This is a genomic window from Cupriavidus sp. 291-E7 (assembly GCF_057798835.1).
In genome coordinates, this window is record NZ_JBYOJV010000018.1 from 45,468 (window position 1) to 70,467 (window position 25,000).

20 protein-coding genes are annotated in these 25,000 nt (G+C 65.6%); 4 read left to right on the forward strand and 16 right to left on the reverse strand.

The annotated features are described in order from the left end of the window. Both AC3FLX_RS26030 and AC3FLX_RS26035 read left to right on the forward strand, forming a co-directional pair. Positions 1 to 1,227 (forward strand): metal-dependent hydrolase family protein, encoded by a 1,227-nt coding sequence (locus tag AC3FLX_RS26030; RefSeq protein ID WP_488700225.1) that lies wholly within the window; start codon positions 1 to 3, stop codon positions 1,225 to 1,227. Positions 1,228 to 1,389: 162 nt separating this feature from the next. Then, a complete protein-coding gene (locus tag AC3FLX_RS26035; RefSeq protein WP_488700226.1) occupies positions 1,390 to 2,292 on the forward strand; it encodes a LysR substrate-binding domain-containing protein in 903 nt (300 codons plus the stop codon). Positions 2,293 to 2,343: 51 nt separating this feature from the next. On the opposite strand, the gene AC3FLX_RS26040 is transcribed toward AC3FLX_RS26035, so the two are convergent. From AC3FLX_RS26040 to AC3FLX_RS26085, 10 genes are all read right to left on the reverse strand, one after another. Beyond that, positions 2,344 to 3,444 carry a M14 family metallopeptidase gene (locus AC3FLX_RS26040; protein WP_488700227.1) on the reverse strand — a complete coding sequence of 367 codons (1,101 nt, stop codon included), beginning with the start codon at positions 3,442 to 3,444 and terminating at the stop codon, positions 2,344 to 2,346. A 103-nt stretch (positions 3,445 to 3,547) separates the two neighbouring features. Further along, positions 3,548 to 4,285 (reverse strand): hypothetical protein, encoded by a 738-nt coding sequence (locus tag AC3FLX_RS26045; RefSeq protein ID WP_488700228.1) that lies wholly within the window; start codon positions 4,283 to 4,285, stop codon positions 3,548 to 3,550. 113 nt (positions 4,286 to 4,398) lie between these two features. Next, entirely contained in the window at positions 4,399 to 5,226 is an 828-nt protein-coding gene (locus AC3FLX_RS26050; RefSeq protein WP_488700229.1) for a M55 family metallopeptidase, read from the reverse strand. Positions 5,227 to 5,237: 11 nt separating this feature from the next. Further along, positions 5,238 to 6,254, reverse strand: a complete 1,017-nt coding sequence (locus tag AC3FLX_RS26055) for a DmpA family aminopeptidase (RefSeq protein ID WP_488700230.1) — start codon at positions 6,252 to 6,254, stop codon at positions 5,238 to 5,240. 6 nt (positions 6,255 to 6,260) lie between these two features. Further along, a complete protein-coding gene (gene gsiD / locus AC3FLX_RS26060) occupies positions 6,261 to 7,166 on the reverse strand; it encodes a glutathione ABC transporter permease GsiD (protein ID WP_488700231.1) in 906 nt (301 codons plus the stop codon). 10 nt (positions 7,167 to 7,176) lie between these two features. Then, a complete protein-coding gene (gene gsiC / locus AC3FLX_RS26065; RefSeq protein ID WP_488700232.1) occupies positions 7,177 to 8,097 on the reverse strand; it encodes a glutathione ABC transporter permease GsiC in 921 nt (306 codons plus the stop codon). 313 nt (positions 8,098 to 8,410) lie between these two features. Further along, positions 8,411 to 9,961 (reverse strand): glutathione ABC transporter substrate-binding protein GsiB, encoded by a 1,551-nt coding sequence (gsiB, locus tag AC3FLX_RS26070; protein ID WP_488700233.1) that lies wholly within the window; start codon positions 9,959 to 9,961, stop codon positions 8,411 to 8,413. An 89-nt stretch (positions 9,962 to 10,050) separates the two neighbouring features. Continuing rightward, the gene (locus tag AC3FLX_RS26075) at positions 10,051 to 11,964 is read right to left on the reverse strand and encodes a dipeptide ABC transporter ATP-binding protein (RefSeq protein WP_488700234.1); all 1,914 of its coding nucleotides are present in this window, start codon (positions 11,962 to 11,964) and stop codon (positions 10,051 to 10,053) included. 1 nt (position 11,965) lies between these two features. Continuing rightward, positions 11,966 to 12,934, reverse strand: a complete 969-nt coding sequence (locus AC3FLX_RS26080; RefSeq protein WP_488700235.1) for an isoaspartyl peptidase/L-asparaginase family protein — start codon at positions 12,932 to 12,934, stop codon at positions 11,966 to 11,968. 27 nt (positions 12,935 to 12,961) lie between these two features. Then, the gene (locus AC3FLX_RS26085; RefSeq protein WP_488700236.1) at positions 12,962 to 13,864 is read right to left on the reverse strand and encodes a MurR/RpiR family transcriptional regulator; all 903 of its coding nucleotides are present in this window, start codon (positions 13,862 to 13,864) and stop codon (positions 12,962 to 12,964) included. A gap of 304 nt (positions 13,865 to 14,168) precedes the next feature. Here AC3FLX_RS26085 and AC3FLX_RS26090 point away from each other — a divergent pair, with 304 nt between their 5' ends. Further along, complete coding sequence (locus AC3FLX_RS26090; RefSeq protein WP_488700237.1) at positions 14,169 to 16,091, forward strand: ATP-binding cassette domain-containing protein; 1,923 nt, start codon at positions 14,169 to 14,171, stop codon at positions 16,089 to 16,091. Positions 16,092 to 16,166: 75 nt separating this feature from the next. On the opposite strand, the gene AC3FLX_RS26095 is transcribed toward AC3FLX_RS26090, so the two are convergent. From AC3FLX_RS26095 to alr, 6 genes are all read right to left on the reverse strand, one after another. Beyond that, positions 16,167 to 16,652, reverse strand: a complete 486-nt coding sequence (locus tag AC3FLX_RS26095) for a disulfide bond formation protein B (RefSeq protein WP_488700238.1) — start codon at positions 16,650 to 16,652, stop codon at positions 16,167 to 16,169. Positions 16,653 to 16,780: 128 nt separating this feature from the next. Beyond that, positions 16,781 to 18,067: an oxalate/formate MFS antiporter gene (gene oxlT, locus AC3FLX_RS26100; protein ID WP_488700239.1), complete on the reverse strand. Its 1,287-nt coding sequence runs from the start codon at positions 18,065 to 18,067 to the stop codon at positions 16,781 to 16,783. A 90-nt stretch (positions 18,068 to 18,157) separates the two neighbouring features. After that, entirely contained in the window at positions 18,158 to 19,726 is a 1,569-nt protein-coding gene (locus tag AC3FLX_RS26105) for a gamma-glutamyltransferase family protein (RefSeq protein WP_488700309.1), read from the reverse strand. Positions 19,727 to 19,944: 218 nt separating this feature from the next. After that, positions 19,945 to 20,715, reverse strand: a complete 771-nt coding sequence (locus AC3FLX_RS26110; protein WP_488700240.1) for a GntR family transcriptional regulator — start codon at positions 20,713 to 20,715, stop codon at positions 19,945 to 19,947. Between the two features lie 4 nt (positions 20,716 to 20,719). Continuing rightward, the gene (radA, locus tag AC3FLX_RS26115) at positions 20,720 to 22,087 is read right to left on the reverse strand and encodes a DNA repair protein RadA (protein WP_488700241.1); all 1,368 of its coding nucleotides are present in this window, start codon (positions 22,085 to 22,087) and stop codon (positions 20,720 to 20,722) included. Then, entirely contained in the window at positions 22,087 to 23,196 is a 1,110-nt protein-coding gene (gene alr / locus AC3FLX_RS26120) for an alanine racemase (RefSeq protein ID WP_488700242.1), read from the reverse strand. The genes radA and alr overlap by 1 nt, the downstream gene beginning before the upstream one ends. Before the next feature lie 471 nt (positions 23,197 to 23,667). On the opposite strand from alr, the gene lplT reads away from it, so the two are divergent. Then, complete coding sequence (gene lplT, locus AC3FLX_RS26125) at positions 23,668 to 24,987, forward strand: lysophospholipid transporter LplT (RefSeq protein WP_488700243.1); 1,320 nt, start codon at positions 23,668 to 23,670, stop codon at positions 24,985 to 24,987. Positions 24,988 to 25,000 lie beyond the last annotated feature (13 nt).

Here is a 25,000-nt window from a genome sequence, read left to right on the forward strand (position 1 = left end):
ATGACCCAGATCCTGCTCCAGGGCGGTAACGTCCTTGACCCCGTGCGCGGTGTGCTGTTGCCGCGTCATGACGTCCTGATCGATGGCGAGCGCATTGCCGAAGTCAGCGCGTCGCCAATCCACGCCCCACAGGCGCGGATCATCGACGTGACCGGCAAGACCGTGATGCCGGGCCTGATCGATCTCCATGTGCACGTGCTGGCATCGCTGGCCAACCTGGGCCTGAACGCGGTGCAGCCCAACGTGCTGGTGGCGTTCCGTGCCATGCCGATCATGCGCGGCATGCTCGAACGCGGCTTCACCACGGTGCGCGACGCGGGTGGCGCGGATTGGGGCCTCTCGCAGGCGGTGGCCACGGGCCTGATTCCGGGTCCGCGCATCTTCCCATCCGGCAAGGCGCTGTCGCAGACCGGAGGCCACGGCGACTTCCGCCCACGCTCCGACACGCTGGAACCCTGCTCCTGCGCGTTCCGTGCGGGTGCGATCGCGCGCGTCGCCGACGGCGTGGATGCCGTCCGGCTGGCCGTGCGTGAGGAAATCCAGAAAGGCGCCACGCAGATCAAGATCATGGCGTCCGGCGGCGTTGCCTCGCCCACCGATCCGATCGGCAACACCCAGTACAGCGAGGACGAAATCCGCGCCATCGTGGCCGAAGCCGAAGCGGCGCAGACCTATGTGATGGCCCACGCCTACACGGGCCGCGCGATTACGCGCGCCATCCGTTGCGGGGTGCGGACCATCGAACACGGCAACCTCGTCGATGCGGCGGCGGCGCGCGTGATGCGCGAGCACGGTGCGTACGTGGTGCCGACGCTGATCACCTACGACGCGCTGGCCCGCGACGGCGCGCGCCTGGGATTGCCGGCCGACTCCGTGGCCAAGATCGAAACAGTGCGCCAGGCCGGCCGCGATTCGCTGGCCATCTACGCGGAAGCGGGCGTGCCGATGGGCTTCGGCTCCGATCTGCTCGGTGAAATGCACCAGTACCAGTCGGAGGAATTCCTCATTCGCGCCGAACTGCTGGGCAATGCGGAAGCAGTACGCTCGGCCACGTCGATCGCGGCGGAAATCCTGCAGCGCGAGGGCGAACTCGGCGTGGTAAAAGCCGGAGCGATTGCCGATGTGCTGGTCGTCGATGGCGATCCGCTGAGCGATATCGGCGTGCTGGCTGGCCCCGATTCGCGCATCGGGATGGTGATCCAGGCGGGCAAGATTCACAACGCGTAAGACTGCGCCGGCCTGCTCTCCCCCCTCGCCGACTGAGGGAGGAGAGCGCCCGCGCATCGATATCCCGCCACACTTCGCCCCGTACGCTTCACCCGCCGCCCACCTCTGGCACAAGGCTTGCGACTATCATTGGCATCGTCACCTGCCCATGACAAGCCCCCAATGCGCATCACCCCTCTCCCCCCACTACCTTGCCTGGTCGCCTTCGAATCGGCGATGCGGCACGGCAGCTTCACCAAGGCAGCGGCCGAACTCCATCTGACCCAAAGCGCGATCAGCCGCCAGGTGGCGCAGCTCGAACGCTTTCTTGGCAAGAAACTGTTCATTCGAGAACCTCGCGCGCTGCGGCTGACCGTGAGCGGGCAGCAGTACGCGGAGCAGGTGCAGCGGCTGCTGGTCAGGTGCGCCGAAGCCACCGAGGACGTGATGAAGCGCAAGGGCCAGGTCGAGCTGACCGTGGCCTGTTCGTCCGGTGTGGCGGTGCTGTGGCTTACGCCGCGTCTGGCGGCGTTTCGCGCGCGGCATCCGGACTTCCATGTGCGGCTGGTGGTCAACGACAGCCTGGCCTCGCTGTCGGGTACCGACTTCGACGTCGGCTTGTATTACCTGCGTGAAGGCGCGCCCAGTGGCATCGCCGCACAGCGTCTGTATGACGAGGAAGTGTTCCCGGTCTGCGCGCCCGCCTACCTGAACGGCCGGCAACTGAAGGTGGCCGAGCTGCCGCGCGAATCGCTGCTGGTGCTCGAAGACGCCCAGCGGATCTGGATGTCATGGCCGGCCTGGTTCGCGCGCAACGGACTCAGGGAAACACGCTTCGAGCGCGAACTCATCGCCAATACCTACCCGGTGCTGGTGCAGATGGCCATCGAGGGCCAGGGCATCGTACTGGCGTGGCGCCATATGATCGACCGGTGCCTGGCGGCCGGTCTGCTGGTGCGCGCCTGCGAGGCCAGCGCCTCGCTGGGCGGCGGATACTACGTGGTCTGGCCGCGCGACCGCGCCGAACCGGCGGCGGCGCGCGCATTCCGGCAATGGCTGATCGAGGAAAGCGGCGCGGACGCCTGACGTTTCAGCGCAGGCGCACGGCCGTTGAAAGCGCGTTGCAAGACGCAGCGGTCATGTGGCGGTGGCCAGCGCTTTGCGAACAGCATCCGTCACTTGCCCCAGCACGGCTTCGCGCCAGTCGTCGGCGTCGCCATAGAACGCGCTCCACATCGCTTGCCGGATCAGCGCCCGCTGATTCTCGTCCGCTTCACGATGCAAATGCAGCCAGTGATCGCCGCGCAACGCATCGAGGACGTCCGGCAGCGGCAGCGTGCCGAATTCGAGCGCGATGCCCGCGTAGTCGATCGATGGCAGTGTGTGCGGCACGGCCTGCCAGGCCAGCCCGGTCAGGTTGGCCGACGTTGACGAGCCATCGTAGATCGACGTGACGCCGCTGCCCCAGATCGCACGTGTCTTGCCTAGCTGCGTGGGCGTGTCCGGCCCCATGTAGATGGGTTCGCCGTATCCCCACGGCCCCAGGCCGGTATGCACATCGATCCAGCGCAGCACGCCGCGCCCCGCGCCGAAACGCGCCAGGATGCGCCGCAATGTGTAGTTGCTCCATGTGGCTTTCTGGCCGCCAAAGAACATGCCCGCCGGGTACTGATACTGTCCGGCGGTCACCGCGGCCTGATACCAGTCCATACCTTTCTGTGTCACGGTCTTCATCAGCGCCGTGTGCTCGTCGCAGGACGGCGGCCATTGCGCGGGCAACAGCAGCGGCGCCACTTCGGCATAGGCCCCGTTCACCGGCAGTGGCTGCTCGAAGTCCATGAAATTGCGGTTCAGGTCGACGTTGTCTTCGTTGACGCGGCGCATGTGCGAGAACCCGTAGGGATTCACCGCGTGCACAAGCATGAGCGCCCAGCCAGCGCGACGGCAGTCGGCATGCAGCGCGGTATCGGCGAGCAGGGCCACCTGGGCACCCGATCCGCAGAATCCCTCCGCACCATGCGTGCCCGATGTCACCAGCAGCACGCGGGCCGCGTCGGCGGCGCCGATCCATGCGACATCCATCGCCAGCGCTTCCCCGTCATGGCCGACTGCGGTGGGATGCGGGAACTCTGTCAGCGTGGCGCCGCTTCCACGCGCGGCATCGAGAAACTTCTGTCGGGCTTCGGCATAGCTGCGCGCGAAGTGGCGGGACGCGGGCGACGGCGAACTGGCAGGCATGGCGGGATATGGCCTGGGCCGGATGAAGGTGCTGCCAATGTACCGCCAATCGTCAATGGAATGCCACCCCAACGCCCATCCAGCCGATGGCTGGCGCCGGCGCTCAGAACAGCTCGCCGGGTTCGCCGTCCTTGGGCCAGGCCGACCGGAACGCATGCGGATGCATGACGATGCCTGCCGCCTCGATCTGCGCGGCGGACAGCACCAGATGTCTGGCCAGCCAGTCATGCAGGCTGCGCAGGAAACGTATGCGGTCCTCCCGATTGGCCCCGGCAATGAGCCATTCCAGTTTCACATGCGCGGTATAGACATCGAGCAGGTTCATCGCCTTGAGCTTGGGCGGCGTGGCGGCACTGCGTTCGATCGCCAGCACGCGCTGCACCTGCGCGTGTGATAGCGGCCGTCCCGCGACGATCTGCTGGTAGAGGTCTTCCAGCGCGGGAAACCGCACGGTCGGTTGCACGCGCGGCACGCCCGCTACCTTGTCCATGCGCAGCACGACGTAGCGCGTAGCGGTATTGCGGCGCTGCAGTTCGAGTTCGGCCGCCGTGGGCTTGCGGCGCGGCAGGTCGGCAAAGGCGGCATCGACGCGCCTGACGGCGTCGCGCTCGGTGTAGTCGGGCACCTGGTCGAGCATGCCCGGCACCGCCAATGCGGCGCGCGCGCATTCCAGGCCAAACGGGTATTCCTGGCCATCGGGACCGCGCAGGATCCAGGCGTGCCCCTCCGGAAAGCCGTGGTGGCGGCCGCCCTTGACACTACGCGCGTGGCAGCGCGTGGCGGTAGGATCAACGAAATCCTTGCGAACGGGGATCCAGCTCCCGGGCAGGGTTGGGGTCATGGGACAGTACGGATGGCGAAATCGGGCGCTATTGTCCCACCATTTCGCTGTTCCATTGTCAGCCGGTCATCCGGCTACGCGGGCGACAGCGGTCGCCGCGCGGCGCGCCTTCCTTACTTCAACATGAATGCCATCGCGGAGCAGCAGTTCAGCATCCGCACCGCGGCCTGAACCGTCGGCGCCGTGAACGACAGCGTCACGCCGTCCACCCGCTCGAACGTCGGCCATTGGCAAAACAGATCGGCGTGCGCCGTGGTCTGCGTCTGCAGCCGGCAGGTCACCGGACCCGACAGTTCGAAGCAGCGCGCTTCAGGATGGGCGATGGCCTGGCGCGTCACGGCTTCCGCTGCCTTCGCTATCGCCTCGCGTGCCGCGCCGGGCGAAAGTGTCGTGCCGCTGCCCTGCCCGCCCGCCGTCTTCGTCTGGACGTAGCGCACCCAAGGCATCAGCGGCTGCGTTTCGGCGATGAAGACATCGTCGCCGCTGGCCATCAGCACCGGCACGTCGAATTCGCCGGCCAGCGCCGCATAGATGCCTGCCTCGCCCAGCTCCAGGCCGTTGAACCACACGCGCGCAAACGCGCCGCTATTGATCGTATGCGCGAGCACGCCGCGACTTTGGGCGCGGCCGTGGTAGCCGATCATGAACACGCCATCGCACTCGTGCTCGACGCCGGCCATCATGCTCAGGTAGCGCGGCTTGCCCAGCACCAGTTGCGCACGCGGGTCGATCTGGTCTGGCAGCAGGTTGCGGAATCCGCCGTGCGAATCGTTGACCAGGACTTCGGTGGCGCCACCGGCGAACGCGCCTTGCACCGCGGCGTTGGCCTCGGCGGTCATCCAGGCGCGCGCGCGCTCGTATTCGCCATTGCCGGCGCGCGTCTGCTCGGCGTGGAATACACCGGCCACGCCCTCGATATCAGCGGAAATCAGGATCTTCATGGGTTCAGGCTTTACAGCAGGTCTTGCAGCAGATCGCGCAGCGCGCGGCGGGTGTGGCCGTCACGGCCGGCAACGGTTTCGGCGTGCCATAAGGCATGGACGATGGCCTGCTCCACGCTGTCGGCGGCGGCACGGAACAACGGATCGAGCTTCGATTCATGCACCATCGGCACGGCCGGCATCGGAGCATCGGCCAGATGCGGCACCGTGTACGCGGTGGAAAACGCAAGCGCGATATCGCCGGAGCCATGACCATAGACCGACCCGGTGCGCGCCAGGCCCGTGCCCGCCCGCATCGACAGCCGGCGCAACTGGCGCGCGTCGAGCGGAGCATCGGTGGCCACGATCATGATGATCGAGCCTTTCTCCGGCTCCGCGGCCTGTTTCAGCCGGGCATCGAGCGCGGCGCCAAGCGGACGGCCTGCCAGGATCAACGACTCGGGTGTACCGAAGTTCGACAGCACCAGCGCTCCGACCGTGTATTCGCCAGCCAGGCGCGATGCCGTGCCGATGCCGCCCTTCGCACCGAACGACGACATGCCCCGGCCCGCGCCGACCGCACCCTGCGCAACGTCCAGACCGGCCGCCGCGAGCGCCGCATCATAGTGCCGCGCCTGCACGGCCATCGCCTGGATGTCATTCAGGTAGCCGTCATTGCATTCGAACACCAGCGGATTGACGGTTGCCCATTTGCGGCCGATTTCGGGATTCTCGCCGACGGCCGCGCGAATCTGCGCCTGCGCCAGCGCGCCGACCGAGAACGTATTGGTCAGCGCGACCGGCGTTTCCAGCACGCCCAGTTCATCGACCTGCACAAGCCCGATGCTCTTGCCGAAACCATTGAAGACCGTGGCTGCGGCGGGCACCTTGTCGGTGTAGACATTCCCCGCGTGAGGCCGGATAACGGTCACGCCTGTCTGGCAGGCACCATCCGCCAGCGTGCAATGACCGACGGTCACGCCGGCCACATCGGTGATGGCGTTACGCGGGCCGGCCGGCGACTGGCCGACGATCGGTGGGTTGGTCATCTGGAATCAGCGACGATCGATCTTCGGGTCCAGCGCGTCGCGCAGGCCGTCGCCGAGCAGGTTGAACGCCAGCACGGTCAGAAAGATCGCCAGGCTCGGGAAGATCGCCACGTGCGGCGCCGTCACCATGTCAGCGCGCGCCTGGCTCAGCATCGCGCCCCATTCCGGCGTCGGCGGTTGCGCGCCAAGGCCGATGAACGACAGGCCGGCCGCCGTGATGATCGACGTGCCGATCCGCATCGAGAAATAAACCACGATCGACGACACGGTGCCCGGCAGGATATGGCGCATCAGGATGGTCCAGTCGGACGCACCGATACTGCGCGCGGCCTCCACGTAGGTCAGGCGCTTGAGCATCAGCGTATTGCCGCGTACCAGACGCGCAAACGCCGGCACGCTGAACACGGCCACGGCGCAGATCACGTTGAACATGCCGTTACCCAGGATCGCCACGATGGCGATGGCAAGCAGGATGCCCGGAAACGCGAACAGCACGTCGCAGACACGCGTGACGATGCGGTCCCACCAGCCTTCGTAGTAGCCAGCCAGCAGGCCCATCAGCGTGCCGATGATGGCACCGATGATCACCGAGAAGACACCGGCGGCCAGCGAGATCCGTGTCCCCGCGAGGATGCGGCTGAAGATGTCGCGGCCGAGCGAATCGACACCCATCCAGTGGGCCGCCGACGGGCCGGCGTTCAGTGCGTCGTAATCGAAATAGTTTTCGGGATCGTATGGCACGATGTGCGGCGAAACGATCGCGATCACCACCAGCATCAGCACGAAGGCCCCGGCGACCAGCGCCAGATGCTGCTTGCGGAATTTGCGCCAGAACTCGGTCCAGGGCGTGCGTACAGCCTCGGCGGCGGCACCCTGTGCGGCGGCGGTGGCGGACGTGGAAAGCTCGGTCATGTCAGCCTCCTTACTTGTAGCGAATGGTGGGGTTGATCACGGTGTACAGCAGATCCACCACCAGATTGATCAGGATGAACTCCAGCGAGAACAGCAGCACTTCCGCCTGAATCACCGGATAGTCGCGCATCTCGACGGCATCCACGAGCAGCCGGCCCAGGCCGGGCCAGTTGAACACCATCTCCACCAGAATCGAGCCACCGAGCAGGAAGCCGAACTGCAGCCCCATCATCGTGACCACGGGAATCATCGCGTTGCGCAGCGTGTGCTTGATCACGACCACCGTCTCGCGCACGCCCTTGGCACGCGCGGTGCGCACGAAATCTTCCTGCAGCACCTCGATGAACGACGCACGCGTGAAGCGCGCCATCACGGCGGCCACGGCGGCGCCCAGCGTCAGCGACGGCAGAATGTAGTGCTTCCAGCTATCGGCGCCGATCGACGGCAGCCAGCCCAGTTGCACCGAGAAAATCTCCATCAGCAGCATGCCCAGCGCAAAGGCCGGGAACGATATGCCCGAGACGGCCAGCGTCATGCCCAGCCGGTCGGGCCACTTGTTGCGCCACACGGCGGAGCTGATGCCGATGGTCATGCCGAAGATCACGGCCCAGACCATCGAAGTCAGTGTCAGGTACAGCGTCGGCAGAAAGCGTTCGCCGATTTCGTCGGAAACCGGGCGCTTGCTGCGCAGCGACGTACCGAACTCTCCCTGCAGGGCATTCGTGAAAAAGCGCACGAACTGCTCGTGCATCGGACGGTCGAGCCCAAGGTCCTTGCGCACCAGCTCGACGGTAGCCTGATCGGCTTCCGGGCCCGCGGCCAGCCGCGCCGGATCGCCGGGCAGCAGGTGGACGAACAGAAACACCAACACTGCCACGATCAGCATTGTCGGTATCACGCCCAGAAATCGTTTGAGGAAGTAATTCAGCATCCTGACACCAGAAAACCAGAAATTTGAGACCGGTGGCCGCCCGCCCTTTCACCCCGCATACACGGGCAGACGGCCTCACGGCTTACCGCATTTATGTACTGCTTGTTATGAGCACTGCATACCGCGACTGCTACCACTTCGCTTCTACTGCCACTGCACTGCTCCCCTCCCCCGTGTACTGGAGAGGGGTTGGAGGAAAAAGGCATTGAGACTCAGACCACGACTTGCCGGAAACCGAGCCGCCACCCTTCTCCCCCGGTCCGTCTCCCGTCATGCGGGAAAGGGGAACACCACCGAAATGGATTCGGTTTATTTATTGCTTGATGTCGATCTCGTCGAAGTTGAACGAGCCATCGGGCATCACATAGGCACCGGTCAGGCGCTTCGAACGGGCGAACAGGATCTTCTCGGTCACCAGGAAGGCCCACGGGGCATCCTTCCAGATACGTTCCTGAGCGTCCTTGTACAGCTTGGCCTTCTCGGCACGGTCCGTCGTGCGCAGTGCGCCGGCGATATCAGCGTCCACCTGGTCGTTCTTGTAGTACGCCGTGTTCAGCAGCTTCGGCGGCATCGATTCCGATGCCAGCAGCGGACGCAGCGCCCAGTCCGATTCACCGGTCGACGACGACCAGCCCACGTAGTAGATGCGCACGCCAGCGTCTTCAGGCTTCTGCACCGATTCCACACGCTCCACGCGCTGGCCGGCTTCCAGTGCCTGCACCTGGGCCTTGATGCCCACCTGCTGCAGCTGCTGCTGCACGAACTGGATCACCTTCTGCGCGGTGGTGTGGTTATAGGCGGACCACAGCGTGGTCTCGAAACCGTTCGGGTAGCCGGCTTCCTTCAGCAGCTCGCGTGCCTTGGCCGGGTTGTACGGCCACGGGCCCAGCTTCTCGGCGTAATCCACGCCGTGGGGCACCACGCCTTCAGCCGGAATGGCATGGCCGGCGAATGCCACCTTGGCCAGTGCTTCCTTGTTGATCGCGTAGTTGATTGCCTGGCGGACCTTCGGGTCGTTGAACGGCTTGACCATCGTGTTGAACGACAGGTAGCGCTGGATGATCGACGGCGAGTCGATCAGGTCCACCTTCGGGCTGGCCTTCAGCACGGCAGCCTGTTCGAACGGAATGCTGAACGCGAAGTCAGCCTCACCCGTCTGCATCACGGCCGAGCGCGTGTTGTTGTCCACCACCGGCTTCCACGTGATCGTGTCGATCTTCGGGTAGCCGGTCTTCCAGTAACCGGCAAACTTCTTGCCCTTCAGGTAGTCGGTCTGCTTCCACTCGACGAACTCGAACGGACCCGTACCCACCGGATGGAAAGCGATTTCCTTGCCGTACTTCTTCAGCGCGGTCGGGCTGATCATCACGGCCGACGGATGGGCCAGCACGTTGATGAACGGCGAGAACTGCTCCTTGAGCGTCACGCGCGCGGTGTATTGATCAACCACCTCGGTCTTGGCCACGCGGTTGAACAGCGTGTAGCGCTTGAGCTTGTTGGCCGGATCGGTCACGCGGTCCAGGTTGGCCTTGACGGCCGTGGCGTCGAACGTGGTGCCGTCGTGGAACTTGATGTTCTTCTTGAGCTTGAACGTGTAGACCAGGCCGTCCTTGCTCACGTCATAGCTTTCGGCCAGCACGTTGACCAGCTTCAGGTCCTTGTCGAAGCCGAACAGGCCCTGGTAGAACGACTTGGTGGCGGCCTGCGACAGCGTATCGTTGGCATCGTACGGATCGAGCGTGGTGAACGTCGAGTACACGGCCATGACCGCATCCTTGGCGGCAAACGCCGGCGCGGCCGCCAGCATACCCACTGCGCCGACTGCGGCAGCACCGGCCATCAGCCGGAAAGTAACCTTGGACATCTCTTCTCCTCTATCGGGAATAGGCAATACAGGGAATACAGGGAATACAGGAATTACAGCGACTTCGGTACTACGGAATCCATCGACAATCAGTAGGCGCCGCCAACGGCGTGCCGCGCCACGAAGTGACCATGCGCGCCGCTTCCGGCAACCGCCACCAGTGGCTGTACCACCGGTTCATCGCCCACGGCCCGGATCGGGCTAGGGATCTCATCGTTGAGCGGCTCGCGTTTCATGTGACGGCGTGCGGGGTCCGCAATGGGTACCGCCGACATCAGCTTCTTGGTGTACGGGTGCTGCGGATTCTCGAAGATGGCACGGCGCGGGCCGATCTCGACGATCTGCCCCAGGTACATCACCGCCACGCGATGGCTCACGCGCTCCACCACGGCCATGTCGTGCGAGATGAACAGGAAGGCCACCCCAAGCTCGCGTTGCAGGTCGAGCATCAGGTTGACGATCTGGGCCTGGATCGACACGTCCAGCGCCGACACCGACTCGTCGGCCACCACCACCTTCGGGTTCAGAGCCAGCGCGCGCGCAATGCAGATGCGCTGGCGCTGGCCGCCCGAGAATTCGTGCGGATAGCGCGATGCGTGCGCCGCCGTCAGACCCACCTTCTCCAGCAGCCAGGCCACGCGGGCCTCGGCCTCCTTGCCGCTGGCCACCTTGTGCACCAGCAGCGGCTCCATGATCGAGTACCCGACCGGCACGCGCGGATCGAGCGATGCGAACGGGTCCTGGAAGATGAACTGGATATTGCGGCGCAGCGCCTGCAGCGCCGGGCCCTGCATCTTGCTGATGTTCTGGCCCGCGAACTCGATCGTGCCACTCTGTGCATCGACCAGGCGCAGCAGCGAACGGCCCGTCGTGGATTTGCCGCAACCGGACTCACCCACCAGTGCCAGCGTTTCACCGGGATAGAGGTCGAAGCTGACCTGCTCCACCGCGTGCACGCGGCGCGTCACCTTGCCGAACAGGCCGCCCGGCACGTCGAAGCGCGTCACCAGATCGCGCACGCGCAGGATTGGCGCGGCGCCGGCCGGCACGGTGTCCTGCGGCAGTTCCTTGACCGCCGCGGCGGCATCGTTCATCTGCACCAGCGGAAAACGCGCGGGCAGATCCGTGCCCGACATCGCGCCAAGCTTGGGCACCGCCGACAGCAGCGCACGGGTGTACGGATGCGCCGGGGCATGGAACACGTCGTCGGACGTGCCCTCTTCCACCTTCTCGCCGCGATACATCACGAGCACGCGGTCCGCCACTTCGGCCACCACACCCATGTCGTGCGTGATGAACACCACGCCCATGTCCATTTCGGACTGCAGGTTGCGGATCAGCTGGAGGATTTCGGCCTGGATGGTCACGTCCAGCGCGGTGGTCGGCTCGTCGGCGATCAGCAGCGCCGGCTTGCACGACAGCGCCATTGCGATCATCACGCGCTGGCGCATGCCGCCCGACAACTGGTGCGGATAGCGGTCCAGCACGCGGCGTGCTTCGGGAATACGCACCAACTCCAGCATGCGCAGCGCTTCGGCGCGTGCGGCGGACTTGCTCTTGCCCTGGTGCAGGCGGATCGATTCGGCGATCTGCTCTCCCACCGGGAACACCGGGTTCAGCGACGTCATCGGCTCCTGGAAGATCATCGCCACGTCCGCGCCGCGCACGGTGCGCAGTGTCGACTCCGTGGAATTGACCAGGTCCATCACTTCGCCGGAACGGCGGCGCAGCAGCATGCCGCCGTTGGCGATCTTGCCACCGCCATGTTCCACCAGGCGCATCAGCGCCAGCGACGTGACCGACTTGCCGGAACCCGATTCGCCCACCACGGCCAGCGTTTCGCCACGGTCCACGTGGAAGGACAGGTTGCGCACCGCCTCGACGGTACGTTCCGACGTGGCAAAGCGCACGGTCAGGTTATCAACCGCCACCACCCGCTCCGGTGGCAGCACGATGCCTTGCCGCGAAGCCTCTTGCTTTGACTTTGAAACAGTATTCGCCATATCAGCCGTAGATCCAGACGTTGACCGGTTCGCCGACGCGGGCCACGCCGCGATACATGCCTTCGGTGTTGAATGGCAACGTCACGTTGCCCGCGCGATCGACCGCGATCAGGCCGCCCCGGCCGTGAATTGCGGGCAGCTTTTCCATGACCACGCGGCGCGCCGATTCTTCGAGCGTCAGGCCCGCGTAGCGCATCTGCGCCGAAACATCGAACGCGGCGGCAGTACGGATGAACATCTCGCCGGTGCCCGTGGCCGACACAGCGGCTACGTCGTCGGCATAGCAGCCGGCGCCCAGCACGGGCGTGTCGCCGACGCGGCCCACCTGCTTGTTCGTGACGCCACCGGTGGACGTCGCCGCGGCCAGGTTGCCGTTGGCATCGCAAGCCACGGCGCCAACCGTGCCGAACTTCTTGTCCGCATCGAGCGGATCGGCTTGCGCAGCCTTAGCGGCCAGCGTGGCGGCGTCGTGGTCCAGCAGCGCCATGCCGGCCACGCTCTTCGCGCGTTGCCACTGGTCGTAGCGCGCCTGCGTGAAGTAGTAGTCGGGCGCGACCAGCTCCAGCCCTTGCGCTTCGGCAAACGCTTCCGCGCCTTCCCCGGCAAACAGCACGTGCTCGCTATGTTCCAGCACCGCGCGCGCGGCCAGCACCGGATTGCGCAGGCGCTTGACGCACGCCACGGCACCGGCATTCAGCGTGGCGCCGTCCATGACCGAGGCATCGAGTTCGTAGGTACCGGCATGCGTCAGCACCGCACCCTTGCCGGCATTGAACAGCGGGCATTCTTCGAGCAGGCGCACCGCTTCGGTCACGGCGTCGAGCGCGCTGCCGCCTTCGGCCAGCACGCGCTGGCCAGCCAGCAGCACCTGTTCCAGCGCGGCGGTGTACTCGCGTTCGCGGTTGGCGTCCATCGCCGCACGGGTAATCGTGCCGGCGCCGCCGTGGATAGCGATAACAGCTTGAGGCATAGGTCCTTCTACTTCCCTTCTCTTACTTCAGTCAGAGGATTTCGATGCGGCGCGGCCATCGCGCGCACCGGGCGCGCCGTAGAGCCACGGCAGCAGGAATTCGGTCATCTGGGCGGCAGCCTTCACCGAGCGCGCCGAACGGTACGCCACGGCGCCGCAAAGCGCTTCGATCAGTGCCAGCACCGTGGCGTCCGAGTTGGCGGACAGACGATTGCCGGCGTTGGCATACAGCGCGATATCGGCCAGCGGCGCCAGCGGCGACGTGGGTCCGTCGGTCAGCGCCAGCAGCCGCCCGCCATGCGCTTTCACGCGCTCGGCCAGCACCATCGAATCGGTCACATAGCGCGGGAACGCAATCGCCACCACCAGGTCTTGCGGCTGGAGCTTGAACAGCTGGCGCGCCGCGTGCGATGCGCCGCCCACGGTGGACACCGATGTCACCATGCGGCAGTGCATCTCCAGCCCGTGCTGCAACAGCCCGGCCAGGAAACCGCTGGCGCCAAAACCCATCACATAGACGCGCTCGGATTCCAGGATCGCGTCCACCGCGCGCTCGATCGATTCGGGATCGAGATTGCGGCGCGTGGATTCCAGGTTGCGGGCGCCGTCCTCCAGCGAGGCGGCGAACACTTCGGCCACCGTGCTCGGGCGCGCCAGTTCGTCGCGCAGGCGCTCCACCGGCGCCAACGTGGCTTCGAACCCGCGCACCAGCTCCGCACGGAATTGCGGATATCCCTCAAAGCCCAGCGCCTTGGCAAAGCGGTTGGCCGTGGCCACCGATACGTCCACGGCCGTGGCGAATTCGTCGATCCGCATCGTGGCCGCGCGGAACAGGTTGTCCAGCACGTAGCTCGCCATGCGCTGATGCGCGGGCGTCAGTGTGGGCAAGGCGCGAGCGATGCGTTCGGAAATCGTCTGGCCGACGGGCATATCAGGACGTGTGAGGAGTTGGACGGGCTGCCGCTGCACCATTTCGATACCGTTCTAGTAAATCGGCGATGAAAAGGCACTTTCGCAGTGCAGCACTCAATGTAAATAAATTTACACGCAAATGCCGTGCCCGCGATACTCAAAGTGACGGTCTACGGGAAATCCCTCAATACATGGAAGCGAACATGCAAGGGGGCTGAAAGCCGGCAGCGCGGCATGCATGGCCTGGCGGCTGTCGGCGGGCCTTGGCGCGCTACAATGCCGGCCTGCCGAAAGAACGGTATTCCTGCCTCAAAGCCTTCTCGTGATACGAATCGACCAGCTTGTCCTCCAGCGCGGCACCAAGGTGCTGTTCGACCACACCAGCGTGACGCTCAACCCGGGCGAGCGCGTGGGCCTTGTCGGCGCCAACGGCAGCGGCAAATCCACGCTGTTCTCGATGCTGCGCGGCGAACTGCACACCGATGGCGGCGACCTGTTCGTGCCGACGCAATGGCGCATCGCCCATGTGGCGCAGGAAACACCTGCCGTCGACCGCACGGCCGTCGACTACGTGATCGACGGCGATACGCGGCTGCGCGCGATCGAGTCGCGCATTGCCTCGTCGCAGGCCAGCGGCGACGGTTCGGCCGAAGCCGAGGCGCATGCGGCCTATGCCGATGCCGATGGTTACACCGCCGCGGCCCGCGCCGAGGCGCTGCTGCTGGGGCTGGGCTTCACGCTGCCGCAGGTGTCGCAGCCGGTGACGTCGTTCTCGGGCGGCTGGCGCATGCGCCTGAACCTGGCGCAGGCACTGATGTGCCCATCCGACCTGCTGCTGCTCGACGAACCGACCAACCACCTGGACCTGGACGCCATCGTCTGGCTTGAAGACTGGCTGGCCCGCTATCCGGGCACGCTCGTGATGATCTCGCACGACCGCGAATTTCTCGATGCGATCTGCACTGTCACGGTCCATATCGAGAATCAGCAGCTCAAGCGCTACGGCGGCAACTACACGCAGTTCGAGACCATGCGGCTGCAGCAGATGGCCCAGCAGCAGGCGGCCTACTCGCGCCAGCAGAAGGAAATCGCGCATCTGGAGTCGTTCATCACGCGCTTCAAGGCCAAGGCCACCAAGGCGCGCCAGGCACAGAGCCGCGTCAAGGCGCTGGAAAAGATGGAGCGGCTGGCGCCGGTGCACGTGGCGGCCGGCTTTGCCTTCGAATTCCGGGAACCCGACTCGGCGCCCAATCCGATGATGGTGCTGGACGGCGTGGACTGCGGCTACGGCGAGGCCGATCCGCCCGTGACGATCCTGCACAAACTCATGCTGTCGATCCAGAACGGCCAGCGCATCGGCTTGCTCGGTGCCAACGGCCAGGGCAAGTCGACGCTGGTCAAGACGCTGGCGGGCACACAGCCGCCGCTCAACGGCACGCTCCGGCTGGGCAAGGGCCTGGTCATCGGCTACTTCGCCCAGCACCAGTTGGAGACGCTGCGCGACCACGATTCCCCGCTCCAGCACCTGGCGCGGCTGGCGCCCGACGTGCGCGAGCAGGAGTTGCGCGACTTCCTGGGCAGTTTCAACTTCCGCGGGGACATGGCCACGTCACCGATCGAACCGTTTTCGGGCGGCGAGAAGGCACGGCTGGCACTGTCGCTGATCGTCTGGCAAAAGCCGAACCTGCTGCTGCTCGATGAGCCGACCAACCACCTGGACCTGGACACGCGCGAAGCACTGACAATGGCCCTGGCCCAGTTCGAGGGCACGCTGATCCTGGTATCGCACGACCGGCACCTGCTGCGCGCCACGTCCGACCAGTTCATGCTGGTGGCCGATGGCACCATCAAGCCGTTTGACGGCGATCTCGACGACTATCGTGACTGGCTGCTGCAACAGGCCGCGGCCAAGCGCAACGCAGCCACCGCCGCCCACGCGGCCGACGCCTCGCCGGCGGTCAACCGCAAGGACCAGCGCCGCGCCGAGGCCGACGAACGGCAGCGACTGTCGGTGCTGCGCAAGCCGCTGACGAAGGAACTGGAAAAGGTGGAAAAGCGCATGTCGGTGCTGCAGGCCGACAAGACAGTCATCGACGCCTTCATGGCCGAATCCTCAAGCTATGAGGATGCCAACAAGGCAAAGCTGATGGAAATGCTGAAGCGCCAGGGCGAGGTCACCGGCGAGCTGGACCAGCTTGAGGAACGCTGGCTGGAATTGCAGGAGCAGATCGAGCAGATCGCCTGAGGCAGGGCAAACTGCCGGGGCCTGCCCCCTCTCGCACGTAATGGGAGAGGGGAAAAACCCGGAAGGAAACTGCGTTTAGCGGAAGTTCTTCTCGCGGCGAATCAGGCCAACCGCGAGCGTCAGCGTCAGAATCACGAGCCAGATCAGCGACCACGCCGGAATCGACAGTCCGAACAACGGCGGCAGCGGCGCGGTGCAGAGGCCGTCCGAGTAGAACACCTGCGGCAGCAGCTTGGCGGTGGGCAGCGCGTTGACCCAGTTTTCCAGCGGGTCGATACCGCACGATGCCTTCGGATTCAGCAGCAGCGACACGTGATAACCGGCCACGGCGATACCGGCGACGCCGGACAGCATGCCCAGCCCCTGCCACAGCGTGCGCGTGTTCTGCGCCATTGCGGCCAGCAGCGAGAAGATGCCGATGCCCACGAATGCGAAACGTTGCATGATGCAGAGCGGGCACGGCTGATAGCCCTCCACGTACTGCATGTAGAGTGCGGCACCGAGCATCGCAAACGAGACGATGGCGATCAGCAGGAAGTAGGCGCGGGAATTGGCTTGCATGGATGTCGAGGGCAAGAATTGCTTCGACGCGAATTATTACCCATTTTCGGATCCGGCACCGTGGTGGCCAGGCAATCCGCCGCACCGGGCGGTGTGGCGGATTGACGCATCCGCGCGCGCCCGGCTGGTCAGCCTGCCGCCGGCCCGCCCAGAAACCGCTTGCGCCAGGGCTTCAGCACCGCAATGGCCAGCACCGCCGTCACGATGTCGAGCGTGATGGCCACGCCGAAGACCGGCATCCAGCTACCCATCCGTTCGTGCATCAGCGCCGCGAGCGGCCCGCCGAAGATCGAACCGATGCCTTGCGAGATATAAAGCCAGCCGTAGTTGGTGGTGGCGAATTTCGTCCCGAACGTATCGGTCAGCGTCGACGGAAACAGCGAGAAGATCTCGCCCCAGCCCAGAAACACCACGCCGGACAGCAGCACGAACAACACCGCGTTCTCGCGCGTAAGCAGCCACAGCGTCATTGCCACCGCTTCCAGCGCAAATGCGAAACACATCGTGTTTTCACGACCCCAGCGGTCCGATATCCAGCCGAACATCGGACGTGTCAGGCCGTTGGTCAGACGGTCGATGGTCAGCGCCAGCGGCAGCGCGGCCATGCCGAACACCACGGCGTTGGACACCCCGAAATCCTTGGCGAACGCGGCCATCTGCGACGTGACCATCAGGCCCGACGTCGACATCATCGTCATCATTGCGAACAGCAGCCAGAACAGCGGCGTCCTGAGCATCTTGCGGGTCGGCACGTCGGCCACATTCGACGGCGTGTAGGCGGGCCGCACCGCCAGTTGCTCGCCGTCGGCCGGCGCCCGCAGGCCCTGCGACGCCAGGAATCCGATCACCGCGAAGATCAGGCCGAACTGCCACAACGTCGACTCCAGCCCCTTGCCCGCCAGCGCGGCCGCAATCGGGAACGTGGTCAGGATGGCGCCCATGCCGTAGCCGGCCGCGACCATGCCCACGGCAAAGCCGCGTCGGTCGGGAAACCAGCGCACCATCTGCCCCACCACGCCAACGTAGACGATGCCCGTGCCAAGCCCGCCCACCACGCCGTAGGTCAGGTACAGCATGCTCACGCTCTGCGCCGACGCGGCCAGCACCCACGACAGGCCCGACAGCACCGTGCCGAGCGCGATCAGGCGACGCGGGCCGAACCGCTCGATCATCGCCCCCTGAAACGGCGAAAAGAACGTCTGCAGCACGATCAGCAGCGAGAACGTGACCTGCAGTTCGGATAGCGGCACGCCAAGCTTGGCGGACAGCGGCTTGGTGAACAGCGTCCAGACATACTGCGGACTGGAAATTGCCATCATGCAGACAAGTCCCAGCGCCAACTGCAGCCAGCGCGTGCGCGCCAGCGGCACGGCATGCGGCAAACCCAGAGCCGCGTTATCAGCAACGGTACGCATCGAACCACTCCTTCAGACAGACTTCGAGAGAGACGCGTGGCCGTGCTGCGCCACGCCTTGTTGGAATCTGGTGCCGGAAATCCGGCCGCCTTACCACGCAGCCACCGCCCCATCGCTGCGCGGATCGCTGCCGCCCTGGTACAGGCCGTCCGGTTGCAGCACGATGGCGCCCGCGTGGCCCATCGCTTCGTCATAGGGGCGCAGCACCTCCACCTCGTGGCCCAGGGCCTGCAACGCGGGCCCCACCGCCGACGGAAAGCGCGCTTCGAGCTTCAACGTGTCGCTGGTCTGGCCCCAGGTGCGCCCCAGCAGCCAACGCGGCGCGTCGATGGCCGCCTGCGGGTTCATGCCGAAATGGACGATGCGCGAGAACACGGCCGCCTGCGATTGCGGCTGGCCGTCGCCGCCCATGTTTCCGTAGACCAGCGTGCGGCCATCGTTGAGCCTGGCCATTGCCGGGTTCAGCGTGTGGAACGGCTTGCGGCCCGGCATCAGCGGGTTGCGCGCGGCCGGGTCCAGCGCGAAGCTGCAACCACGGTTCTGCCAGTTCACGCCCGAGCGCGGCAGCACGATGCCGCTGCCGAACTCGTGATAGATGCTCTGGATGAAACTGACGGCCACACCGTCACCGTCGACCACGCCCATCCACACCGTGTCGGCCGGCCCCATGCCCTGCCCCCAGGGCAGCACGCCGTCAGCGCGAATGCGCGCGGCGGCGGCGTCCAGCCACGGCGGCGCCAGCAGGTCTCGCGGATCGATCTCCATATAGGCGGGATCCGTGATATGCCGGTCGCGCACGTGGAACGCCTGCTTGGTCGACTCCACGCAGGCATGGACGAAAGCCGCGCCGAGCGGGTCCATGTCCGGCGTGAGAATACGGTCGAGCTGCCCGAGGATCAGCAACGACACCAGCCCCTGCGTGGGGGGCGGCATGTTGTAGACCGTACCGTGCGAATGGGCCAGCGCCAGAGGCGCCTTCCAGGTGGCGCGGTGCGCGTGCAGGTCGGCAGCCGTCAACGGGCTGCCGACCTGCTGCAGTTCCCTGGCCAGCAGCCTGGCCAGATCCCCCTGATAGAAGTCGCCCAACCCTGCGCGCGCCAGTTGTTCGAGCGTGGCGGCCAGGCGCGGCTGGCGGAAACGGCTACCTGGCGCGGGCGCCGCGCCGTTGACCAGAAAGGTTTCCGCAAACCCGGGAATTTCCTGCAATTCGCCGGCCTTGGCGGCGACGCACGCCGACTGGCTATCGGTAACCGGCACGCCGTCGCGCGCATGATCGATGGCATCGGCCAGCAGCCGCGCCAGCGGCAGGCGCCCGCCCAGCGCGTCGCGCTGCCAGTCGAGTGCCGCCTGCCAGCCTGACACGGTGCCGGCCACCGTATTCGCCGCCATACCGCCGCGCGTGGGAATCGCGGCAAAGCCGGCCTCGCGGTAGCGCGCAATGGTCGCCGCTCCCGCGGCTGCGCCACAGGCATCCAGCGCACGCGGCGCCTCGCCCGGTCGGCCGATCAGCCAGAAACTGTCGCCACCGAGACTGTTCATATGCGGATAGACCACGGCGATCGTGGCCGCTGCCGCAACCATCGCCTCGACGGCATTGCCGCCTTCGCGCAGCACGGCAAGCGCGCTCTGCGATGCCAGCGCGTGCGGCGCCACGGCCATGCCCCGGCTGCCCCGGATCGGATTCAAGTGAAACGTCACGACTGCCCCGCGATTTATGTATACATAAATTTCCTGCGTGGGACAGTCGCAATAGCCATGCCATAGCCAACCCTACGAGCGCCGAACGCGCGCGCGAGGCGGCCAACGCCGCATGGCTACAGGGAAAGCAGGAGATTGAACGCCGCGGCGACATGCCGCGCGCGCAAGAACGGACAGGCTCAGCCGAACCGGCGGCGGCGCCCCGGTGCACCCGATTCGGTCGGTCGCACGAAGCTGGTGCGGGCCTCTTCGAGCCGCTCCATTGTCAGGCGGCTGACTTCGGCGCGGCCGTCCTCGATGTGTGTCGACAGCAAGGCCACTGCCTGTTCGGCATCGGCCGCTGCCAATGCGGCCAGAATCGCGGCATGTTCGTCATAGGTCAGCGTGATCCGCTCGCCGAACGCAAAGTCGAGCCGGCGGATGATGCGGATGCGATCGGTCACCTGCTGATGCACCGCGGCCGCCTCGGCGTTGCCCGCCGCATCGACGATAGCCAGGTGAAACGCCTCGTCGAGCAGCGCCACGGCATTGCCATCGGCAAGCCGCCGGTCGCGTGGCACGCGCCAGGTGGCGTCGAGCGTGGCGATCAACGCAGTACGGCATGCCGCGTGGGAGGGCTGGCACAACCGGGTGACGGCATGGGTTTCCAGCAACGTGCGCAATTCGTACAACGCCTCGAAACGGCCCAGGTCCAGCGGCACCACTTCCCAGCCATTGCGGTAGTAGCCACGCACCAGGCCATCGCCCTGCAAGCGTTGCAGCGCCTCGCGCACGGGCGTGCGCGAGATGCCCAGCCGTTCGGCGACATCGTTTTCGGTAAATCGGTCACCGGGCAGCAGCCGGAACGCAAAGATGTCGTCGCGCAGCGTCTGGTAGGCGGCCTGCGAACGTTTGCCACGGGCCGTCGATCCCGACGCCGCGTCCTCCGGATTCAGGGCAGCGTCGGTCATGGCTTCAGTCCAGATACCGCACGCGGTCGATCGCCTGTTCCAGGCGGTCCACCGCGATGACTTCCAGCCCGTCGATCTGCTGCTTCGGCGCGTTCGCTTTCGGAATCACGGCCTTCGTGAAGCCGAGCTTGGCAGCTTCCTTGAGCCGCTCCTGCCCGCGCGGGCTCGGACGGATCTCGCCGGCCAGGCCCACTTCGCCAAATACCACCAGCCCACGCGGCAACGGCTTGTTGCGCATCGACGAATGGATCGACAACAGCACGGCCAGATCGGCGGCAGGTTCGGTGATCTTGACCCCGCCCACTGCGTTCAGGAACACGTCCTGGTCGAAGCAGGCAATGCCCGCATGACGGTGCAGCACGGCCAGCAGCATCGCCAGCCGGTTCTGCTCCAGGCCCACGGCCAGCCGGCGTGGATTCGGGACATTGGCCGTATCGACCAGCGCCTGCACCTCCACCAGCAGCGGGCGCGTGCCCTCCTGGGTCACCAGTACGCACGAGCCAGCCACCTGCTCTTCGTGCTGGGACAGGAACAGCGCCGACGGATTGCTGATGCCGCGCAGACCCCGCTCGGTCATCGCGAACACACCCAGCTCGTTGACGGCACCAAAGCGGTTCTTGAAAGCCCGGATCAGCCGGTGCGACGAATGGGTATCGCCCTCGAAATACAGCACCGTATCCACGATGTGCTCCAGCACGCGCGGCCCCGCAAGGCTGCCTTCCTTCGTCACGTGGCCAACCAGGATGATCGTGATGCCGCTGCTCTTGGCGATCCGCGTCAACTGCGCCGCGCATTCGCGCACCTGGGCCACGGAACCGGGGGCCGAAGTCAGGGCTTCCGAATACAGCGTCTGGATCGAATCGATGACCGCCACTTCGGGCTTGTCCACTTCCAGCGCGGCCTGGATCTTTTCCAGCTGGATCTCGGGCAGCAGGCCCAGCGTGGCCGCTTCCACCCCAAGACGATTGGCACGCAGCGCGATCTGGGCGCCCGACTCCTCGCCGCTGACATAGAGGACGCGCCGGTTGGCCGAGAGGTTCGCCAGCGTCTGCAGCAACAGCGTGGATTTGCCGATGCCGGGGTCGCCACCGATCAGCACCACCCCGCCCGCGACCAGGCCGCCACCGAGCACGCGATCGAATTCATCGATGCCGGTGGTAAAGCGCGGCACATCGGCCGCCTCGATCTCGCTCAGCTTGCGGACCACGGCCGACGCCGCCAACGGCTGGAAACGCCGCGCGGCCGACGAGCCGGAATCGGCCACGGTCTCGACGAGCGTGTTCCAGGCGTTGCACTGCGGGCACTGACCCGCCCAGCGCGGTGCGGTGCCACCGCATTCCGTGCAGGTATAGACGGTCTTGGTTTTTGCCATCAGGCTGCGGTATCGGCGGTGGTCAGCGTGGCGACGGTGGTCGGCACGCGCGGCGCCAGCGCGCACATGAGTTCATAGCCGACCGTACCGCTGGCGGCGGCCACATCGTCGATCGGCAATCCGTGGCCCCACAGGGTCACCGGCGAGCCGACCTTGGCCTTGGGGCATGGGGTCAGGTCCACGCAGATCATGTCCATCGACACACGGCCCACGAGTTCGGTGCGCACACCGTCGACCAGCACCGGGGCGCGCTTGTCGCCCCAACCCGCCGCATGGCGCGGGTAGCCGTCCGCATAGCCGCAAGCCACCACGCCGATGCGCATCGCGCGGTCGGCCGTGAACATCGAGCCATAGCCGACGGTGTCGCCGGGCTGCAGGTCCTGGACGCCGATCAGCTCGCTATGCAGGGACATCGCCGGCTGCAGGCCGGTATCCGCGATATCGGCGGTCAGGCCCGTTGGCGAGGCGCCATACAGGATCACACCCGGCCGTACCCAGTTGCGATGGGCCGACGGGTGCCACAGCACGGCCGCCGAGTTGGACAGGCTGGCCTCCCCCGGCAGGTTGGCCGTGGCCGCATCGAACGCCTCGATCTGGTGAGCGATACCGCGCGGGCTGTCGGCATCGGAAAAATGCGTCATATGCGCGATGCTGCCCACGAACGACATGGTCCTGGCCCGTTCCCAGGCCGCGCGATACTGCGCGGGGCGGAATCCCAGCCGGTTCATGCCGGTATTGAGCTTGAGCTGGACGGCCAGCGGGCCTTTGGGCCGGGCCAGCTCCAGCATGCGCAGCTGCTCCTCGCAGTGGACGGCCGTGGTCAGGCGGTATTGCTCGATCAGGGGAACATCCTGCGGCTGGAAGAATCCCTCCAGGAGCAGGATCGGCCCCTGCCAGCCCAGTTCGCGCACCAGCACGGCCTCGTTGAGGTCCAGCAGGCCAAAGCCGTCGGTGGCCTTCAGGCCGGCAAAGGCGCGGCGGATGCCGTGACCGTAGGCATTCGCCTTGACGACCGCCCAGACATTGGCGGTCGGGGCGTAACGGCGTACCACTTCCAGGTTGTTGGCCAGCGCGGGCTGGTGGATCACTGCATGAATGGGTCTTGGCATGGCTATGACAACTTATGTGGGCTGACGCACGCTGTCATGCACCGGATTCGGGAAGACCCGGTCGACAGCCCACTGGATTCGGGCGTTTAGGTGGCACACACTGTGCGGTAGCAGGCATCCGGCGTGGATCCGCCTGCACGGGCGCTCCAGGCCACCCTCGCGCAGGCGATATTTGACCACATCCTGGGGTCGGTTCCGGGAATCCATCCGGGCATGTACTGTCCAATGCGCGTCCGCCGGTGTACGGAAATGTCGCGGATTCGTGATATAAAGCCGGACGCTACGGCCATGTTTTAAAAGAGAAGCAATATGTCAATGACGGTCAGGCAAGCCGCCAGGCGCGCGAAAGTAACGTCGCCGCCCCACTTTGACACGGCAGGCGCAACAGGTTCCCTGCAAGCGACGGCACTTCCGGCCGGCGCACTTTTGCCCGTCCAGATGGACGCCCGCGATGGAGACAAAGTCCAAGGTATGAAGAAGGGTTTCTACACGATCATGGCCGCGCAGTTTTTTTCGTCGCTGGCCGACAATGCCCTGCTCATCGCGGCCATTGCCCTTCTGACCGAATTGCATTCCCCGCAGTGGATGACTCCGCTGCTCAAGCTGTTCTTCGTGTTGTCCTATGTGGTGCTGGCGGCATTCGTCGGCGCCTTCGCCGATTCGATGCCCAAGGGCAAGGTGATGCTGATCACCAATGCCATCAAGATCGTTGGCTGCGCCATCATGATGTTCGGGCTGCACCCGCTGCTTGCCTACGGCGTGGTCGGCTTTGGCGCGGCGGCCTATTCGCCGGCCAAGTACGGCATCCTCACCGAACTGCTGCCCCCGGAAAAACTGGTCATGGCCAATGGCTGGATCGAAGGCCTGACCGTCGGCTCGATCATCCTGGGCACCGTGGTGGGCGGCGCGCTGATCTCGGTACACCTGTCGACGATTCTGTTGCGCTTCGACCTGCCCTATGTCGACACCGGCATCAACACCCCCGCCGAAGCGGCGATGGTGGTGATCATGCTGTTCTATTTCATCGCCGCGATCTTCAACTTGTTCATTCCGGACACTGGCGCGCGCTATCCCCAGCAGGAAAAGAACCCGGTCAAGCTGATTGCCGAATTTGGCGACTGCTTCATCGCACTGTGGCGCGACAAGCTCGGCCAGATTTCGCTGGCCGTGACGACGCTGTTCTGGGGCGTGGGCGCCACGCTGCAGTTCATCGTGCTGAAGTGGGCGGAGAAGTCACTCGGGCTGAATCTGTCGCAGGGCGCGCTGCTCCAGGCCGTGGTGGCCGTTGGGGTGGCGGTGGGCGCCATCATGGCCGCGGCGCGCATCCCGCTGCGCCGGTCACTTTCCGTGCTGCCGTTCGGCGTGGCGATGGGTGCCACTGTGATCCTGATGGCGTTCTATACCAAGGACACCATGCCGGCCGTGACGCTCGACCTGATGGGCATGGCCATGCCGCTGCACATGGCTATCGCCTACCTGTTCCTGATGATCGTGGGAGCCATGTCGGGCTACTTCGTCGTACCGATGAATGCGCTGCTTCAGCACCGTGGCCATGTGCTGCTGTCGGCCGGCCATTCGATCGCGGTGCAGAATTTCAACGAGAACGTTTCCGTGCTGCTGATGCTGTGCCTGTACGCGCTGCTGATCAAGCTGAACGTGCCCATCGGCTTTGTGATCGTCGCGCTTGGACTGTTCATCGTGGCGACCATGCTGTTGGTCATGCGCCTGCACAAGCACAACGTCAAGGTCTACAACTCGCTGGCGATGATCGGCGAGGACAAACACCACTAGGCCGCCCTCGTGG

Excerpts from the sequence above, each read along its gene's own strand:
- AC3FLX_RS26040 (WP_488700227.1), bottom strand. The coding sequence starts at position 3,444 with ATGCCTGCCAGTTCGCCGTCGCCCGCGTCCCGCCACTTCGCGCGCAGC.
- AC3FLX_RS26075 (WP_488700234.1), bottom strand. The coding sequence starts at position 11,964 with ATGGCGAATACTGTTTCAAAGTCAAAGCAAGAGGCTTCGCGGCAAGGC.
- AC3FLX_RS26055 (WP_488700230.1), bottom strand. The coding sequence starts at position 6,254 with ATGACCAACCCACCGATCGTCGGCCAGTCGCCGGCCGGCCCGCGTAAC.
- AC3FLX_RS26050 (WP_488700229.1), bottom strand. The coding sequence starts at position 5,226 with ATGAAGATCCTGATTTCCGCTGATATCGAGGGCGTGGCCGGTGTATTC.
- radA (WP_488700241.1), bottom strand. The coding sequence starts at position 22,087 with ATGGCAAAAACCAAGACCGTCTATACCTGCACGGAATGCGGTGGCACC.
- AC3FLX_RS26035 (WP_488700226.1), top strand. The coding sequence starts at position 1,390 with ATGCGCATCACCCCTCTCCCCCCACTACCTTGCCTGGTCGCCTTCGAA.
- lplT (WP_488700243.1), top strand. The coding sequence starts at position 23,668 with ATGAAGAAGGGTTTCTACACGATCATGGCCGCGCAGTTTTTTTCGTCG.
- AC3FLX_RS26030 (WP_488700225.1), top strand. The coding sequence starts at position 1 with ATGACCCAGATCCTGCTCCAGGGCGGTAACGTCCTTGACCCCGTGCGC.
- AC3FLX_RS26080 (WP_488700235.1), bottom strand. The coding sequence starts at position 12,934 with ATGCCTCAAGCTGTTATCGCTATCCACGGCGGCGCCGGCACGATTACC.
- AC3FLX_RS26045 (WP_488700228.1), bottom strand. The coding sequence starts at position 4,285 with ATGACCCCAACCCTGCCCGGGAGCTGGATCCCCGTTCGCAAGGATTTC.
- alr (WP_488700242.1), bottom strand. The coding sequence starts at position 23,196 with ATGCCAAGACCCATTCATGCAGTGATCCACCAGCCCGCGCTGGCCAAC.
- AC3FLX_RS26095 (WP_488700238.1), bottom strand. The coding sequence starts at position 16,652 with ATGCAAGCCAATTCCCGCGCCTACTTCCTGCTGATCGCCATCGTCTCG.
- gsiD (WP_488700231.1), bottom strand. The coding sequence starts at position 7,166 with ATGACCGAGCTTTCCACGTCCGCCACCGCCGCCGCACAGGGTGCCGCC.
- gsiC (WP_488700232.1), bottom strand. The coding sequence starts at position 8,097 with ATGCTGAATTACTTCCTCAAACGATTTCTGGGCGTGATACCGACAATG.
- gsiB (WP_488700233.1), bottom strand. The coding sequence starts at position 9,961 with ATGTCCAAGGTTACTTTCCGGCTGATGGCCGGTGCTGCCGCAGTCGGC.
- AC3FLX_RS26110 (WP_488700240.1), bottom strand. The coding sequence starts at position 20,715 with ATGACCGACGCTGCCCTGAATCCGGAGGACGCGGCGTCGGGATCGACG.
- AC3FLX_RS26085 (WP_488700236.1), bottom strand. The coding sequence starts at position 13,864 with ATGCCCGTCGGCCAGACGATTTCCGAACGCATCGCTCGCGCCTTGCCC.
- AC3FLX_RS26105 (WP_488700309.1), bottom strand. The coding sequence starts at position 19,726 with ATGGCCGTGGCGCCGCACGCGCTGGCATCGCAGAGCGCGCTTGCCGTG.
- oxlT (WP_488700239.1), bottom strand. The coding sequence starts at position 18,067 with ATGCGTACCGTTGCTGATAACGCGGCTCTGGGTTTGCCGCATGCCGTG.